We start from the raw sequence: 15,483 nt of genomic DNA, 5'->3' as shown, positions 1-15,483 counted from the left end.
ACAGGGCCTGGATAAGAATCCTGAAACTCAACTCCCGGATCCGATAGTCCGCTCTTAATTTTATATTTTCACCTTAGTACACTGTTTAATAGTTTCTACCCGTGTCTACCAATTCCAGAAGAGATTTTCTAAAAACCAGCTCTGTTTCGCTTCTCAGTTTAGCCCTTCCAGATTCCGTCCTTCAACTTTTTTCGAAGAAAAAAGTCCTCAAAATCGGTCTTATCTCCGATCTGCATGTTGACATCATCCATGATGGTGAGGCCAGACTCCAGAATTTTCTGGATCATATGGCCAGAGAAAAGCCAGACGCATTGATCCAAATGGGCGATTTTGCGATTCCAATCCCTGAAAATGCCATGACGATTCGCACTTTCAACGAAGCCCATCCGCAGGTTTTTCATGTGCTGGGAAATCATGATATGGACGGAGGCTTTTCGCGTGAAGCTGTATGCGAAGCCTTTGGAATGACTGCGCGCTATTATTCGGCGGATCTGGGTTCAATCCACTTGATCGTGCTGGACGGCAACGATCCAGGTTCTCCCAGCAACAAAGGTGGCTATCCTTCCTACATCGATCCGTCCCAGCAAGCTTGGCTGATCGCCGAACTGGAGAAGTCCAGTAAACCGGTCTTGGTCGTCTGCCACCAGCCGATCGCTGGGATCTATACGATTGACAATTCACAAGAAATCCAGGGGATCCTGAGCCGTTTTTCATCCAAGATTCTGCTAGCGATCAATGGCCACGCCCATGTGGATCAGCACGTTCTAGTCGGCGGGGTCAATTACCTGCACATCAATTCCGCTTCCTATTATTGGGTGGGGGAAAAACTGGCGCATGAAAGTCTGCCTCAGGAAGTACACGAGAAATATCCCGCGCTAAAGTTCACCTGCCCTTATTCGGATTGCCTATTTGCCTTGCTTACAATAGACCCGGAATCAGGAAAGGTGTCTGTAGAGGGACGACAATCTCAGTGGATTGGACCTTCGCCGACGGACTTGGGATACACCATCTTGACTGAAGCCGAGCAACGGGAAAATCTCAAGCCTGAAATCAGCAACTTCAGGATCGAAGGGCTAGTTGTCTAGTGAACCCGACCGAGGGGGTAGGGATTTTTTTTCATTGGTGGCAAGAGACAGCAGTATCACGGTCATCAGGATAAAGCCTGTGCCCAGCCAGTCCATCGGCCCAAAGTAGATTCCGAGCCAATACACAGCTACTCCTGCTGCTGCCAATGGCTCCACGCTGCAAAGAAGGCTGGCCGTCGAGGCTCCGATGATGGTTACCGCCTTTAGGAAAAAATAAAAGGCCAGTACACTTCCAAATAGAATGATGTAGACAAAAGCGCTCCAGGCTTCCAGATCCCAAGTTCCCTGAAAGTCCCAAGGCTCACTGAAAAGAGAAAATGCCAAACCTCCCACCAGCATTCCCCATCCTGTCACGGTGGCAGGCGAGTAGGTTTTGAGTAAGACAACCGGCTGAATCGTGTAGAATGCCAGAGAAAAAGCTGAAAATATCCCCCAGAAAAGTGCAGCATCAGAGATGACCAATTGGTCAAATGATCCGTGAGTCACTAGCAGGAAGATACCGACCAATGCCAGGATCAATGATGCATACTCTGCCAACACGGGCCATCTGCGGTGTTTTATCGCGTAAAATGCCACGACGAACAAAGGGCCAATGTATTGCAAGATCGTAGCGGTCGCAGCATTGGACAGGGAGATGCTATAGAAATAGGTGTACTGCACACCGACCATTCCGACGATGGCAAACAAAAGTAACTGGACAGCGGCGCTTGGGTTTCTCCAGATTTTAAAAGTGTCTTTTCGCTCTTCGGTCAGTGAATAGCAGACCAAGATAAATCCCGCCAGCAGCATCCTCCAGCACACGAGCTTCGCAGGATCGAATCCTTTTTTCTCAAAAAGAAACTGTGCGCAGGTGCCGGAAACTCCCCAAAAAACGGCGGACGACAGCGCCATGATGAGACCCGGAAATTTTCGAAGATGAATCGGTAAGTTCAATAGCTTGATTGATTTTCGCTGCGAAGATATTGCGAAATCGCGTAAGTTGACTGGATAGGACCAAAGGTCTTTTGCTATTACCGAAAGCTCTGACGATACTTCTTTCGCGGCAAGACCACTGCCGATAATTGTCAAAAATAAAGTTTGTTCTTTATTTGGAGAACTAACTGAACCAAATTATCTTTGTGACGTTTAGAGAGTATAAACCCTTACTAAAAATGTTAAGCGAAAAAAAATTAGAACTCATTGAACGGATTGGAGTATTCCACGAAATGCGTGGAGTGCAGCCGTTGATGGGCCGAATTATGGGCTTGCTTTTAGTCTTGGAAGAGGCGGAAGCGACCTTTGAAGAAATCGTCGATTATCTAAACGTAAGCAAAAGTGCAGTGAGTAATGCCTTGAATGTACTTCAGCTTAAAGGCCATGTAGCCTACAAAACCAAGCCGGGAGATCGGAAAAGATTTTTCCATCTGACTCTGGAAAATTGGCAGGGTGATATGGAAAAGAAGCTTTGTGATATCTCTGAGATGAGTTCATTTATGCAGGAAGTACTGGAGGCAAGGGGCGAGACAAAGCCGGAATTTAACCACAACATCAAAGACATCTGTAAGTTCATGGATTTCTTGAAAACCCGAATCCCTTCACTTTTCAATGAATTCAGAAAAAGCCAAGGCTAAAAAAAATTTGAATATTAAGTTCTGTTTTAACAGAACAAACTATAATTATCAAAATCTACTACCAACTAGCACAATGTTTCGAAAATACCTGATTTACGCAGTTACCCTATTGATACCAGGGGTATTGTCAGCACAAAATTCCGCTCCGGAATTTACTTTTCCGGATCCGCTGACCTTGAAGGAAACCATCCAGATTGGATTGGAGAACAACAGGAATTACAAGAAGGCTTTGCTCGATGAAGACAAGGCCAAGTATCAGCGAAACGAGATCCGAGGGGCTGGACTTCCTCAGATTTCCGCCTACGGGGATTACAACAATTTCATCGATGTGTTTCCACAGGCAGTCCCTGGGGGGATTTTTGGAGGCAGTCCTGAGGATATCCAGGTGATCGCCCTCGGTGTGCCCCAGTCGCTGAAAGCCGGTGTTCAGCTGAATCAGCTGATCTACAGCAACTCCTACCTGATCGGCTTGAAAGCCGCCAAGACAGGGGAGGAGTTTTACAACCTCCTGGCTCAGCAGTCTGAGGAAGATGTGATCCACGAGATCGCGATGAACTTCCTCGGAGCGATCCAGCTGGAGCTTCAGAAGGAAAATCTCCTGGCTACTATCAGCCAGTTTGAAGGGTTGGAAAAAATCCTGCAGGCGCAGTATGACAATGACCTCGCCCGAAAGGTCGATCTCAACCGGGTCAAAGTAAACCTGACCTCAGTTCGCGCCGAGCTGGAGAACTTGGAGATTGCGCTCTTTCAGCGCGAGGGCTATCTGAAACTGGTAATGGGTATTCCTGTGGACACTGAGATTACCCTTGACCACAAGGTGACGGATATGAATCACATGGTGCGGGAGTTTCAGATTGCGGATTTGAATGTCGAGGACCGTAAGGACATCCAAATCCTGGGTGTGCAGGAGCAGCTGTATGAATACGAATATAAAAACATCAAGTCGGAGCACATGCCTCAGCTGGTCGGATTTGCAGACTTCAACAAAAGTGCTTTCGCTCAGGACTTTGATTTCGTCAGCACCAGCCACAGTTGGTACCAAGGCTTCCTGATCGGGCTGAAGTTGGAGATCCCCATCTTCAACGGCGGACAGACCAAGTACAAAGCCGCACAATCCAAAGTCTCTGCCCAGCAACTTCAACTGGACAAATCCCAGGCGACTGATGCTGCCGAACTTGAATATCAAAACGCACTCAACACGTACTACAACTCCCTGAGCACGCTGAAGTCGCTGGAGGATAACCTGGCGCTGGCTAATGATGTCCTCTCTGAGACACAGTTGCTCTACAAAGAGTCGTTGAGTCCTCTGACCGATCTTTTGGCAGCGGAAGCCAGCGGCAGACAAGCTCAAGGGAACTACAACAATCAGATTATCCAAGTGCGCCTTGCCCAGTTGGATATCCTCAACTCTACCGGAAAGATCAAAAACCTCATTCAGTAACGCCAACTCCTACCTATCATGAAAAAATTAATTATCATCGGATTTTTGCTCATTGGCGTCAGCGCCATCGCTTTTACGCTCTACAACAACAAAACGGAACTGAATGAAGCTGCTGAGTCGGCCATGAAGTCGAGTGATTTTATCTCTGTGACTGTGGAAAAGGTCGAGAATCAAACCGTCAACAGAAACTTCGAAGCCAACGGCGTGTTTGAGCCGTCTCAAGAGCTCAAGCTCATGTCTGAGACCTCAGGTGCGATCACCAAGATCCTCAAGAGAAAAGGGGACTACGTCAAAAAAGGCGATCTGATCGTCCAGGTCGATGACCGTCTGATTCGCTCTGACTACACCATCGCCCAGCTAAACTTGGAGCAGGCCGAAAAGGATGTGAAGCGCTATGAAAACCTAGCCAACACCGACGCGATCACCAAGAAACAATTGGAGGATAACCAGAAGGCCTACAAGATTGCCGAAGCTCAGTTTTCTGCTTTGCAAAAAAGACTGGACGATACCCAGGTGAAGGCTCCGATCTCAGGTTTCATCAATGAAGACTACTTCGAGCTGGGCACTTTGGTAAGCCCGGGAATGGCATTGGTAGACATCATCAATAAGAATCCGCTGAAGCTGTCTGTCGGTGTGACCGAAGGCGAGATCGCCAAAGTGAAAAAGGGTGAGCAGATCACAGTCGGAGTCAATGCGATCACCGGACAGGATTTTACCGGAAAAGTGGACTTCATCTCCGACAAAGCCAACGGAGCATTCAAATACGAAGTCGTCCTTCTCATGAATGGCAATCCGGAGCAAATCAAGCCAGGGATGTTTGGAACGGCTCATTTCAATTTTTCGCAAGATGAAGAAGTGTTGAAGATCAGCCGCAAATCCATCGCCGGAAGCCTGAAAGATCCGGGAGTTTACCTGATCGAAAACGGTCAAGCTGTCTATCGCTCGGTGAAAATCAATCCGCTGGATGATGGAATGGTGGAAGTCCTGGAAGGCTTGAAAGCAGGTGACGAAGTGATTGCTTCAGGCTTGATCAATGTGAAAGAAGGTACTAAGGTAAAAGTCCAGTAAGCATGAATATCACCAAACTATCCATACAGAGATCGACGATGGTCGTCGTTCTCTTCACCGTGCTGACGCTGATGGGCTTGTTTTCCTACAGTCAGTTGTCGTACGAGTTGCTGCCCAAGATGGAAACCAACGTGGTGACCATCTCCACGGTGTATCCCGGTGCCGCGCCCTCTGAAGTTGAGACCTCCGTGACCAAAAAGATAGAAGACGCAGTCGCCTCTCTGGAAGGGATCAAATCCATGAATTCCATCTCTCAGGAGAGTATCTCGATCATTACCATTGAGCTGGAGGCTGGCACTGACGTGGACATTTCCATGCAGGACGCCCAGCGAAAGATCAATGCAATATTGGGTGATCTGCCGGATGACGCAGATCCTCCGAGCTTGGGAAAATTTGACTTGGACGACTTGCCGATCATGCAGATGGCGGTCTATTCCAATCTCGATCCGGCGCAGTTTTTTGACTTGATCAAAAACAAAATCCAGCCTTCGCTCGCCAAGATCAACGGCGTGGCGCAGGTCAACATGATGGGCGGAACCGAGCGTGAGATCAAAGTCAATCTGGACAGAAATCAGCTGGAAGCCTATGGGATTTCTCCCCTGATGGTGGTGCAGAAGATCAACTCCAGCAACCTGGACTTCCCGACCGGCCGCTTGAAAAACAATGACGGCCAGGTCCTGATCCGCTTGGCGGGGAAATTCAAGGATGTCTCTGATTTGGAAAAATTGGTAATCGCATACCGACCTGACGAATCTCCGATTCAGCTCAAAGAAGTAGCCGAGGTGACCGATGACTTCAAGGATGCTTCTATCCTTGCCCGACTGGACAACAATGACGCGATCGGATTGAGCATCCAAAAGCAGTCTGACGCCAATGCGGTGGAGGTATCTGCGCTCATCGAGCACGAGCTCCAGCTGCTGGAAGATACCTATCAGGCAGAGGGAATTTCGTTCCAGATTTCCCAAAACGCTTCTGAGTTTACGCTGGAGGCAGCCAATGACGTAATCAAGGATTTGGTGATTGCGATTGTGTTGGTGGCTTTGATCATGCTGCTTTTCCTACACAGTATCCGAAATGCGATCATCGTAATGATCGCTGTGCCAGCTTCTATTATTGCGACGTTTACGGTAATGTTCCTGATGGGCTTCACGCTGAACCTGATGTCCCTGCTGGCGCTTTCGCTGGTGGTAGGTATCCTGGTGGATGATGCGATCGTGGTCATTGAAAACATCTACCGTCACCTGGAAATGGGCAAGACGATCGCTCAGGCTTCCTACGACGGTATCCGCGAGATCGGCGCGACGGTTGTGTCTATTACCCTTGTGATCGTGGTGGTATTCGTGCCGCTTGCTTTGACCGGAGGTTTGATTGGGGGGATTTTGAAGCAATTCAGTATCACGGTGGCGATGGCTACGGTTTTCAGTTTGTTGGTAGCATTTACGCTGATTCCGCTGCTGACCTCGCGCTTTTCTAAGCTGGAGCATCTGAGCAAGGATTCTTTCTTCGGCAAGTTCGTTTATGGATTTGAAAGCGCTTTGGATGCCTTTGTGGATTGGTTACTTGGGATATTGAAATGGGGATTTGCGCACAAAGCTGTCCTTTTGATCTTGACCTTTGGGCTATTTGTCTCTTCGTTCTTCTTGGTAGGCATGGGATTGATTGGAAGTGAATTCGTGTCTGAGGGTGATCGCGGGGAGTTTATCTTGAGAATGGAGCTGCCAAAAGACGCGACGCTGGAGCAGACCAATTTCAAAACCCAGGAAGTCGAAGCGTATCTGCGATCCTTGCCGGAAGTCACTGAGGTGTTTACCACAGTGGGTATGGCGAGTGGACAGTTTACCGGTTCACAGTCGTCTCCGTTCACTTCAGAGATCTCTGTGAAGTTGGTTCCAAAGGAGCAAAGAGCGCTTTCAGGACCTGATTTCGCAAGAACTGTGGAAAATGACCTCGAGGAGAAAATCACTGGAGCAGAATATACCGCGGTGCCAATCTCCATTATGGGTACGGCCAACGACGCGCCGATTCAGGTGATCGTATCCGGTCCAGATCGGGATTCGGTGCAGGTGACTGCCGAAAAAATCATGGACATCCTTGCAGGAATCCGCGGATCTAGAAAGATCGAAAGTTCGCTGGAAGCAGGGAACCCTGAGATCAGAGTCGAAGTAGATCGCTACAAGATGAATGAATTGGGACTGTCGATGGATCAAGTGGGTGGAACCTTACAGGTTGCTTTCAACGGAAACGAAGACTCCAAATACACCGATGGTGACTATGAGTATGATATTCAGATCCGTCTAAATGAGTTTGATCGTCAATCCATCTCTGATGTTCAAAATATTACTTTCCTCAACAGCAGAGGTCAGCTGATCAAGCTGGAGCAGTTTGCTGCGGTGAATCAGTCCGAAGGGCCGACCAAGTTGGAGCGACGCGACCGGGTAGGTTCTGTGAAGATTACGTCTCAGGTGGCGGGTATTCCTTCCGGTACGGTCGGTGCTGAATTGACAGCCGCGATTAACCAGATGGATCTTCCACAGCAAGTCCAAATCAACTATGACGGAGATATGAAAAACCAAAGCGAAGGCTTTGGAAGTTTAGGCCTTGCCCTGCTTGCCTCGATCATCTTGATCTACCTGATCATGGTGGCCCTTTATGATTCGTATGTGTATCCGCTGGTGGTGATGTTTTCACTTCCGATGGCGCTGATCGGATCTCTGTTGGCTTTGGCACTGACCAAAGGCACGCTGAGTATCTTCAGTATCATGGGTCTGATCATGCTGATGGGTCTGGTAGCGAAGAACGCGATCCTCTTGGTCGACTTTACCAACCAGCTCAAAGCAGCTGGAGTGGAGGTGAAGACAGCCTTGCTGAAAGCAGTGAAGATCCGTTTCCGTCCGATCCTGATGACTACGCTTGCAATGGTGATCGGTATGCTTCCGATTGCATTGGCAGGCGGAGCCGGAGCGGAGTGGAAAAACGGGCTCGCCTGGGTGATCATCGGCGGTTTGCTTTCCTCCATGTTCCTGACTCTGATCGTGGTGCCGGTGATTTATTACCTCTTTGATCGCATGCTGGTAAAAGTCGGCAAGGCAGAGAAGAAGCAAATCGAGCTGGATGACACTCCTGTGGAGGAATTTGAATCTGAGGCCGCCGCTTACGTCTGATCCGAATTGGTTGATGATGAAGACGAAGCAAGGGCCTGATTTCTTCAAGTTGGGAATTCGGGCCCTGGCCTTGTTTCAGCTTTACCTCGTGTATTTCCTGATGACAGGAGCGGGGGCTGAGCTTGAGACGCTGGATTTTTCGATGAAAGCTACCGGAGCATTGGGGCTCCTCTTTTTGACTTACCTGCTTTGGATTGGATCGGGGGCTGATGCTGCCCAAATCCGCATCCGGGTAGCCATGGGTTGTGTAGCGGTAGGCATTCTCCCACTGTTGGGGAATTTGCCGGAGTTGGTGATCGGAAACTGGGAAACCAGGGAGTTTATCCTGTTGGCGTATTTTCTGACTGGTTCAGGGGCGCTTATAGAGATGTATTGGAAAGGGGTTGAAAATGAAAAAGAACATTAATAGAGTTATGATAAAAGGACATAAACTAGCAAAAAACCTGTCAAGGGTTTTTGAATCGTACGGAATTAGCCTGAATGGAAGACAGGGAAAGCTTCACCTGAAGAATGACCTGCACATGGATGAGGTCTTCATCAACGGATTGATCTTCGAATTGGAATATGCGTCCAATAAATATCTGGACAAGGACTTTAAGGAGCTCGAACTCAGACCGGTCAGTTTGATCGAGGAGTTTGTTTCCTGATCGTAGAGAGCAAATGGTTGCTTAATTGCCCGCCCGGACTGAATTTTCAGTCTGGGCTTTTTTTTGAGAATCAAGAGTCAAGAGTCAAGAGTCAAGATCCAAGAATTCAGATTCTAGACGCTAGATTTAAGAATTAAGACAGTTCAGCAATTGTAACGAACTCTTCCTATGTTTCCAAATGGCATTTGGGATAGAAATCTAAGAAAAGGGTAGGGGTACTTTGGGTATGCTCAAAATGATTTTTAGCGACTATTTTTGTCAACCGGATTTTTGAAAATGCCATGGAAAACCTAATTCTTAGAAAAGCCAAGCCTGAAGACTCCTCCAAACTTTGGGAGATCATCGAGCCGATCATCCAAGCGGGAGAGACCTATGTTTTTGCTCCCGATTCTTCCAGCGAAAAGATCATGGGATATTGGCTTGCACCGGATAAGGAGACCTATGTCTGTGAGTCTGACGGGGAGCTGGTTGGGACATTTTTTCTCAAAGCCAATCAACCGGACAGCGGTTCACATGTGGTCAATGCAGGATATATGGTAATTCAAAAGTCAGCCGGAAAAGGAATAGGCAAGGCGATGGCCAATTTTTCTTTTGCGGAAGCCAAGCGCCTGGGCTTTCAGGCCATGCAGTTCAATTACGTAGTCAAGAGTAATGAGGCCGCTGTTAGCCTTTGGAAGAAGATGGGATTCGGGATCGTTGGGGAGATTCCCGATGCATTTTTGCATTCAAGGCTAGGGCTGACCAATGTCTATGTGATGTATCGGAAGCTTTGAAGCGGGAGGATCAAGACATCAAACGGAACACCTTTGCCAGGCCAGCTCTTCTAACTTAAAGCCTCGGCACTGGCGGCTTCACCGGTTGTTCAAAATTGTTGGCTCCCTGCACTTTTACTTTTCTTCGAAAAACCTTGTCGTGTACCGATGCATACAAGATGTCAAAGTTGGCTCCGCCAAAGCAGAGATTGGAGACCTGACCTTTGGTCTTCGGGGTCGGTATGATGGCGTTCACACGTCCCAATTGATCCATTACCTGGATCCCGCTGAGCGAGGTCACGTAGATCCTTCCCTCGCGGTCGGTCTTCAACCCGTCGCTCCAAGCATTGTTGTCGCTATCCCGCACATGCAGCCAGCCATACTTTTGTTTGTGCGCCAGCGTACCATCGGCTAGTATTTGAAAGACCCAGACCCAATGCGAAGTGGACTCGGTCACATAGAGCTGTGTCTGATCAGGTGACAGGCACAGGCCGTTGGCAAAGCGAATTCCCTCATCCACTACCAACCGCTCTCCACTGGGTTTGATCAGGTACAGTTTGCTGGGACGCTCTCGGCCATCTGGCGAGGTGATGTAGGTATTCCCCTTGTATGAAACCGTGATGTCATTGCCTGGAGTGGAGTCTGCCAGCACCTCATAATGATCTGGCGACGTATATCGGTGTGCCTGACGGGTTGGCGGATCAGACCAAGCGCCAGTGATGCTGAGCATATCTCCTGCCGGCGAAAAGGTCGTACCGCTTGCCTTTTTGGAATCGGCAAGATAGAGTTCCACTTTTCCGTCCAGTCCGACCTTGTAGGTTTTGGCGTTGGGAATGTCCTGGAAAAAGACTTCGCCCTTCGCATTCACCGCCGTTCCTTCAGTGAAGCCGTAGCCTTCACCGACCAACTCCCATTCTTCACCGGGAATCAGGATGTCGTTGAGAAATGGATTCTTGGTTGGCCCAGCTATTATCGGCGTAGGATGATCTCTCCACAGCCAGCGCATTGCTTCGGGGAAAACCGCCGTGCCGTGCTGCCCGTTGTGGGCACCATCACCCCAGACATGCTTGACGTCATAGCCAGCAAACACCAGCGATCGCTCCATGGATTCATTGGCTTTCCACCAATCACCGGCGTAAATGTTTAGGTCATTGCTGCCGTCCTGAAGGAAGATTCGAATCGGTTTCGGTTCGTGCTTGCGGACGAGCGTGGTATAGCTGTCGGCGCCTCGAAGTCCGACGTAAGTTCCTATCGCGCTGAAGACTTTGGAGAACTCTTCCGGCCGCTCCCATGCCGCCGTAAAGGCGCAAACCGCTCCGCTACTGCCGCCGCCAATGGCGCGATCGTTTCCGTTCTTGGAGAGCTTGATTGATCGCCCGTCACTTGCTTTTTGTGACTCGACAAATGGGAAGACTTCTTCCAGAAGAAATCGGGCGTACGTTTCGCCTAAGCCATCGTACTCAAAGCTCCGGTTGAAGCGATCCATTTCGGTATCCGCATTTGAGGCGGGCACTTTACCTGGTGTGACAAAGACGCCGATGGTGATAGGCATCTGCTTGCTGGCGATCAGGTTATCAAAAACTGTTGGTGCTTTCCATTGGATTCCGTCCTGATTGACATACACGCATGCTGGTTCGCCGGCGTATTGGGCAGGGATGTACACGCTTATCTCACGTACTGTGCCGGGAAAAAATTTAGATTGGTCAAAGGTGAATTTCAGTATCTCGCCCTTCGGCACTCCGGCTTGCTCCACTGATGCGGGATCGACTGGGTAGTTTTCAGGGTTGGTCTGCGAAAATGAGGAGAGGGAGCTCAGAAAAAAGAGCAGAATCAGCAGGTTTTTCATGGGTAAAAGTAAGATCGGGAAAGGTGTAATTGTCCATTGTATTTTCAATATCGAAATTTCGTCTCGCAAATAAGCAGCGGGCTAAAGTCCAAAGTCACGGGAGCTGAAGGCCAGCTCGTCCGCTTCCTTTTACATCAAAAATCCATTTTCCACCGGGTAGGGATCAGGTACTTCTTTTTCACCCAACATCTCCAACAAATCAATCTCGACCACCCTCGAAATAGAGGAAATCGGTACGTCATTGTAGGCGGCTTCGAAGGGGTTTTCGGAATAGTCTCCGATCCGGTCCACCAAAAAGAAAATCCAGATGATGATCGTCGAAAATGGAACCGTCAACCAATAGTGCAGAAGCTCGGACTGCGAGAAAATATCGAGCAAGCCAAAGGGGATCAAGGCACAAAAGATGTAATTGATGAAAAGGCCCGTGGAGGCATACTGGCGGGGGAAAGGGAAGTTTTTGATCCGCTCAGATGCGCCCTGATTGTCCACCAGTCGGGCGATCAACTGCTGTAGCCACACCTGTTTGTACTCGGTGATGTGTCCGTTTTCTTCAAGGTCCTTCAGATCGAGACTGTGCGCCTTCAGGATCTGGATCGGGATGTTCGTGTAGGCTTTTAGCGTTTTGATTTCCTCAGAGTTCAGGTATTTTTCGAGCTCCACGTCCATGCCTTTCATGCCTTCTTCTCTGAAATAGGGAGTGAAAATCAGGTTCTCAAATTTTGAGTTGTGCTCCCAGGATTTTCCTTTGCGCATGGTGTGCTTCAGTGCCATCACCCAGGCGATTTGACGGAATATAAACTGCTTTTTCCACTCAAAAGGAACCTGCGCAGCGGGCAAACTCAGGATACCGATTGCCAGCGAGCGGCTATCATTGACGATGGCGCCCCAGATTTTTCTCGCCTCCCAGGCACGGTCGTAAGAGCTGTTGTTTTTGAAACCCAGGTAAAAGGCCACCGCAATACCGATGACTGAGATCGGTTGCCAGGGGAGCGAGAAAGGAATTCCGGTGATTTCGTAGAGCACGATGATTGCCGCTGAATAAAGCAAGGCGTTGGTGAGGGGTTTTTTGGACCAGCGGACGGTGCTCCATATATGGTAGTGCCTGTTTACGTACATACTTTTTTGCTTTCCATTAAGCTAAAAAAAGGTTTGGATAAATTGCGAATCTGGGTGGAAGAGATTTTTGCTTCAGAGAGAGAAGCAGGAGGACGGCTTGGATGTCTGTTGTGTAATACCGGAAGAAAACAGCTTCTTGAAAGCTCTTTGGAAGTCGACCCCAATTTGGCAACATAGTAGATATTCATTTGGAAAATACTCCAGATCCAGGGAACCAAGACGTCTTAAAAAGCGTCAATGAAATAGTCAGTTTTTTGTTTCGCTCACCTTATTTTAACACCAATGGAGGATCTTCTCGCTGCCCGATGGCAGATGGCAGTATCGCTGGGCTTTCATATCATTTTTGCCTGTATCGGGATGGTAATGCCCTTCTTCATGGCTACCTCCCACTACCAATATCTCAAAACCAAAAAGCCACTTTACAAAGATCTGACTAAAGCCTGGAGCAAAGGGGTGGCGATTTTTTTCGTGACGGGAGCTGTCTCAGGGACGGTTCTCTCCTTCGAGCTGGGTCTGCTCTGGCCGAAGTTTATGCTGCACGCCGGACCGATCTTTGGGATGCCGTTTTCCCTCGAGGGCACGGCCTTCTTCATCGAGGCGATTGCGCTGGGATTTTTCCTGTACGGATGGGATCGGTTTTCCCCCTGGTTTCACTGGTTCACGGGCGTCGTGGTTGGCATCAGCGGGCTCGCATCCGGGATCTTGGTGGTGGCCGCTAACGCCTGGATGAACAGTCCGGCAGGATTTGATTTCGTGGATGGACAGTATCTGAATGTCGACCCCATCGCGGCGATGTTTAACGACGCATGGTTTTCACAGGCTTTGCACATGACGCTGGCGGCGTTTGTGTCCACCGGCTTTGCGGTGGCGGGGATCCACGCCTACATGATGCTCAAGGGCAAGAACGTCGAATTTCACCGCATGGCATTTGTGATTGCATTGCTCTTTGGAGGGGTGGCGGCGATTTTGCAGCCGATTTCGGGAGATATCTCTGCCAAAGACATTGCAGTAAGGCAGCCTGCAAAATTGGCGGCTATGGAAGCGCATTTCGAAACCGGAAAGTCCGTCCCGCTGATTATCGGCGGCCTTCCCGATGTGAAAAACAAGAAAGTGGATTACGCGATCGAGATCCCCGGAGCTTTGAGTTTTCTGGCGCATGGAGACTTTGACGCCGAGGTGATCGGGTTGGATCAGTTTCCGGAGGAAGATCATCCCCCGGTGATGGTGACGCATATCGCTTTTCAGATCATGGTTGGCTTGGGGATGGCGCTGGTTGGGCTGAGTCTGCTGTTTTTCTTTTCCCGATGGAAAAAGAAAGAATGGCTCGACGCCCGCTGGTTTCTCTGGCTGTTTGTGCTGGGCACACCTCTTGGATTTATCGCGCTGGAAGCCGGCTGGACGGTGACCGAGGTGGGCCGACAGCCTTGGATTATCTATGGAGTGCTCCGCACCGAAGATGCCGTAAGCCCGATTCCCGGGATCGTGTATTCCCTGTTTTTGTTTGTCGGTATCTACGTCTCTCTGGCCGTCGTGGTGACATTTTTGTTGATCCGACAGATCAAGGCTGTTCCGGACTCGCTTCGAAAAGCTTCAGATCCTAAAGAAAATCCGTTCCCATCAAACTCCTGATCTTTCGCTCATGCTCTACGTCGTCATTGTCTTTCTAGCCTTTTCGATCTTGCTATATGTCCTGCTCGGCGGAGCGGATTTTGGTGCTGGGATCATCGAACTCGTGACCCCGGAGCGGATGAAAAACAAGATCCGCGCTAGGACTTACGAGACCATCGGCCCGATCTGGGAAGCAAATCACATGTGGCTGATCATCACGATTGTGATCCTGTTTGTCGGATTTCCGGCTGTCTACTCACTATTGTCCATCCATCTGCACATTCCTTTGCTTTTGATGCTGTTTGGGATTATCGGCAGAGGGACCGCTTTCGTGTTCCGACATTACGATGCGGTGCAGGACGAGATGCAGCGGGTTTACAATCTGATTTTTACCGTTTCCAGTTTTGTGACACCGTTTTTTCTGGGCTTGATCTTCGCGGCTTCGATCGGGGGAAAGATCGACCCGGGCGCGGTTGACTTTCTTGGTGCATACGTCTGGCCTTGGCTGAATGGATTCAGTGTATCGGTGGGTGTATTTACCGTGGCCATCTGCGGATTTCTGGCGGCAGTTTTCTTGGTGGGAGAGGCGGGTAACGAAGCGGAGAAAAGATTCCTTGTCACGAGATCGCGGCTATTCATCCTGGCGACGGTCTTGGCGGGAGGAGTAGTGTTCTTGGCTGCGGAACTCCAGGACGTTCCACTCGTCGGGCTGCTGCTGGGCGAAATAGTCACGGTGGGAATCTTGCTTTTGGCGACGGTGGCAATGATTGTCCTTTGGATCCAGCTGCCCAAGGCTGGACGCTTACTGTCGAGAGCCTTGGCTGGATTCGTTGTCACAGCTGTTCTTTTGGCTTTTGGCTACCATTATTTCCCGGATATAGTGATCACGAGCGCTGGTGAGAACCTCACCGTCTTCAACGCAGCCGCTGTCGGAAAACCCATCGAAACTTTGGCTTGGGCGCTGCTCCTTGGAAGTATTTTTATCCTGCCCTCGCTGGGATATTTGATTTATAGCTTTCAGAAGGAGAAGAACCCCGCGAGTCATCGAGGGTAGATCTCAGCTTATCTTCAGGATCTCGGCAGGGAGAACGGTATCCGAGAGGTATCGACAACTGTAATTCTTATTTTAAAGAGAAAAGGCTAACCCAA

Annotated in this window: 14 protein-coding genes; 10 read left to right on the top strand and 4 right to left on the bottom strand. The window is 49.4% G+C overall.

Features of this window, described 5'->3' with window-relative positions:
* Nucleotides 1–158: 158 nt before the first annotated feature.
* The gene (locus G459_RS30580; protein ID WP_281171911.1) at nucleotides 159–287 is read right to left on the bottom strand and encodes a hypothetical protein; all 129 of its coding nucleotides are present in this window, start codon (nucleotides 285–287) and stop codon (nucleotides 159–161) included.
* Between G459_RS30580 and G459_RS0124045 the strand changes: the two genes are divergently transcribed.
* Nucleotides 231–1,085: a metallophosphoesterase family protein gene (locus G459_RS0124045; RefSeq protein ID WP_245588251.1), complete on the top strand. Its 855-nt coding sequence runs from the start codon at nucleotides 231–233 to the stop codon at nucleotides 1,083–1,085. The two genes, G459_RS30580 and G459_RS0124045, sit on opposite strands and share 57 nt — an antisense overlap.
* Here G459_RS0124045 and G459_RS0124040 read toward each other — a convergent pair.
* Complete coding sequence (locus G459_RS0124040; RefSeq protein WP_035456989.1) at nucleotides 1,074–1,976, bottom strand: DMT family transporter; 903 nt, start codon at nucleotides 1,974–1,976, stop codon at nucleotides 1,074–1,076. The two genes, G459_RS0124045 and G459_RS0124040, sit on opposite strands and share 12 nt — an antisense overlap.
* A 260-nt stretch (nucleotides 1,977–2,236) precedes the next feature.
* Here G459_RS0124040 and G459_RS0124035 point away from each other — a divergent pair, with 260 nt between their 5' ends.
* The 7 genes from G459_RS0124035 (at nucleotide 2,237) to G459_RS0124005 (ending at nucleotide 9,785) form a co-directional block, all read left to right on the top strand.
* A complete protein-coding gene (locus G459_RS0124035; protein WP_026969853.1) occupies nucleotides 2,237–2,695 on the top strand; it encodes a GbsR/MarR family transcriptional regulator in 459 nt (152 codons plus the stop codon).
* A 73-nt stretch (nucleotides 2,696–2,768) separates the two neighbouring features.
* Nucleotides 2,769–4,136 (top strand): TolC family protein, encoded by a 1,368-nt coding sequence (locus tag G459_RS0124030; RefSeq protein ID WP_084454739.1) that lies wholly within the window; start codon nucleotides 2,769–2,771, stop codon nucleotides 4,134–4,136.
* A gap of 18 nt (nucleotides 4,137–4,154) precedes the next feature.
* The gene (locus G459_RS0124025) at nucleotides 4,155–5,204 is read left to right on the top strand and encodes an efflux RND transporter periplasmic adaptor subunit (RefSeq protein WP_026969851.1); all 1,050 of its coding nucleotides are present in this window, start codon (nucleotides 4,155–4,157) and stop codon (nucleotides 5,202–5,204) included.
* Between the two features lie 2 nt (nucleotides 5,205–5,206).
* Complete coding sequence (locus G459_RS0124020; RefSeq protein WP_026969850.1) at nucleotides 5,207–8,365, top strand: efflux RND transporter permease subunit; 3,159 nt, start codon at nucleotides 5,207–5,209, stop codon at nucleotides 8,363–8,365.
* A gap of 16 nt (nucleotides 8,366–8,381) precedes the next feature.
* The gene (locus G459_RS0124015; RefSeq protein WP_169725067.1) at nucleotides 8,382–8,771 is read left to right on the top strand and encodes a hypothetical protein; all 390 of its coding nucleotides are present in this window, start codon (nucleotides 8,382–8,384) and stop codon (nucleotides 8,769–8,771) included.
* Nucleotides 8,772–8,778: 7 nt separating this feature from the next.
* On the top strand, nucleotides 8,779–9,012 hold the full coding sequence (locus tag G459_RS28525; protein WP_157373449.1) for an acyl carrier protein: 234 nt from the start codon (nucleotides 8,779–8,781) through the stop codon (nucleotides 9,010–9,012).
* A gap of 281 nt (nucleotides 9,013–9,293) precedes the next feature.
* The gene (locus tag G459_RS0124005; protein WP_035456988.1) at nucleotides 9,294–9,785 is read left to right on the top strand and encodes a GNAT family N-acetyltransferase; all 492 of its coding nucleotides are present in this window, start codon (nucleotides 9,294–9,296) and stop codon (nucleotides 9,783–9,785) included.
* Between the two features lie 55 nt (nucleotides 9,786–9,840).
* Here G459_RS0124005 and G459_RS0124000 read toward each other — a convergent pair whose 3' ends face one another.
* Complete coding sequence (locus G459_RS0124000) at nucleotides 9,841–11,610, bottom strand: SMP-30/gluconolactonase/LRE family protein (protein ID WP_026969846.1); 1,770 nt, start codon at nucleotides 11,608–11,610, stop codon at nucleotides 9,841–9,843.
* A 129-nt stretch (nucleotides 11,611–11,739) separates the two neighbouring features.
* A complete protein-coding gene (locus G459_RS0123995) occupies nucleotides 11,740–12,726 on the bottom strand; it encodes a bestrophin family protein (RefSeq protein ID WP_026969845.1) in 987 nt (328 codons plus the stop codon).
* 282 nt (nucleotides 12,727–13,008) lie between these two features.
* On the opposite strand from G459_RS0123995, the gene G459_RS0123985 reads away from it, so the two are divergent.
* Nucleotides 13,009–14,355, top strand: a complete 1,347-nt coding sequence (locus tag G459_RS0123985) for a cytochrome ubiquinol oxidase subunit I (protein WP_026969843.1) — start codon at nucleotides 13,009–13,011, stop codon at nucleotides 14,353–14,355.
* Nucleotides 14,356–14,365: 10 nt separating this feature from the next.
* Nucleotides 14,366–15,388, top strand: a complete 1,023-nt coding sequence (locus tag G459_RS0123980; RefSeq protein ID WP_026969842.1) for a cytochrome d ubiquinol oxidase subunit II — start codon at nucleotides 14,366–14,368, stop codon at nucleotides 15,386–15,388.
* The last annotated feature ends 95 nt before the right edge of the window (nucleotides 15,389–15,483 follow it).

The organism is Algoriphagus terrigena DSM 22685, assembly GCF_000429445.1.
Classification (GTDB): Bacteria; Bacteroidota; Bacteroidia; order Cytophagales; family Cyclobacteriaceae; genus Algoriphagus; species Algoriphagus terrigena.
Note: the sequence above shows the minus strand (reverse complement) of the source record. Positions and strands in the feature narration are given on the sequence as shown.

Bases quoted from the DNA above. Each gene is read 5' to 3' on its own strand.
- G459_RS30580 (WP_281171911.1), bottom strand. From the start codon at position 287: ATGATCCAGAAAATTCTGGAGTCTGGCCTCACCATCATGGATGATGTC.
- G459_RS0124025 (WP_026969851.1), top strand. From the start codon at position 4,155: ATGAAAAAATTAATTATCATCGGATTTTTGCTCATTGGCGTCAGCGCC.
- G459_RS0124030 (WP_084454739.1), top strand. From the start codon at position 2,769: ATGTTTCGAAAATACCTGATTTACGCAGTTACCCTATTGATACCAGGG.
- G459_RS0124000 (WP_026969846.1), bottom strand. From the start codon at position 11,610: ATGAAAAACCTGCTGATTCTGCTCTTTTTTCTGAGCTCCCTCTCCTCA.
- G459_RS0123980 (WP_026969842.1), top strand. From the start codon at position 14,366: ATGCTCTACGTCGTCATTGTCTTTCTAGCCTTTTCGATCTTGCTATAT.
- G459_RS0124005 (WP_035456988.1), top strand. From the start codon at position 9,294: ATGGAAAACCTAATTCTTAGAAAAGCCAAGCCTGAAGACTCCTCCAAA.
- G459_RS0124040 (WP_035456989.1), bottom strand. From the start codon at position 1,976: ATGGCGCTGTCGTCCGCCGTTTTTTGGGGAGTTTCCGGCACCTGCGCA.
- G459_RS0123995 (WP_026969845.1), bottom strand. From the start codon at position 12,726: ATGTACGTAAACAGGCACTACCATATATGGAGCACCGTCCGCTGGTCC.
- G459_RS0123985 (WP_026969843.1), top strand. From the start codon at position 13,009: ATGGAGGATCTTCTCGCTGCCCGATGGCAGATGGCAGTATCGCTGGGC.
- G459_RS0124020 (WP_026969850.1), top strand. From the start codon at position 5,207: ATGAATATCACCAAACTATCCATACAGAGATCGACGATGGTCGTCGTT.
- G459_RS0124035 (WP_026969853.1), top strand. From the start codon at position 2,237: ATGTTAAGCGAAAAAAAATTAGAACTCATTGAACGGATTGGAGTATTC.
- G459_RS0124015 (WP_169725067.1), top strand. From the start codon at position 8,382: ATGAAGACGAAGCAAGGGCCTGATTTCTTCAAGTTGGGAATTCGGGCC.
- G459_RS28525 (WP_157373449.1), top strand. From the start codon at position 8,779: ATGATAAAAGGACATAAACTAGCAAAAAACCTGTCAAGGGTTTTTGAA.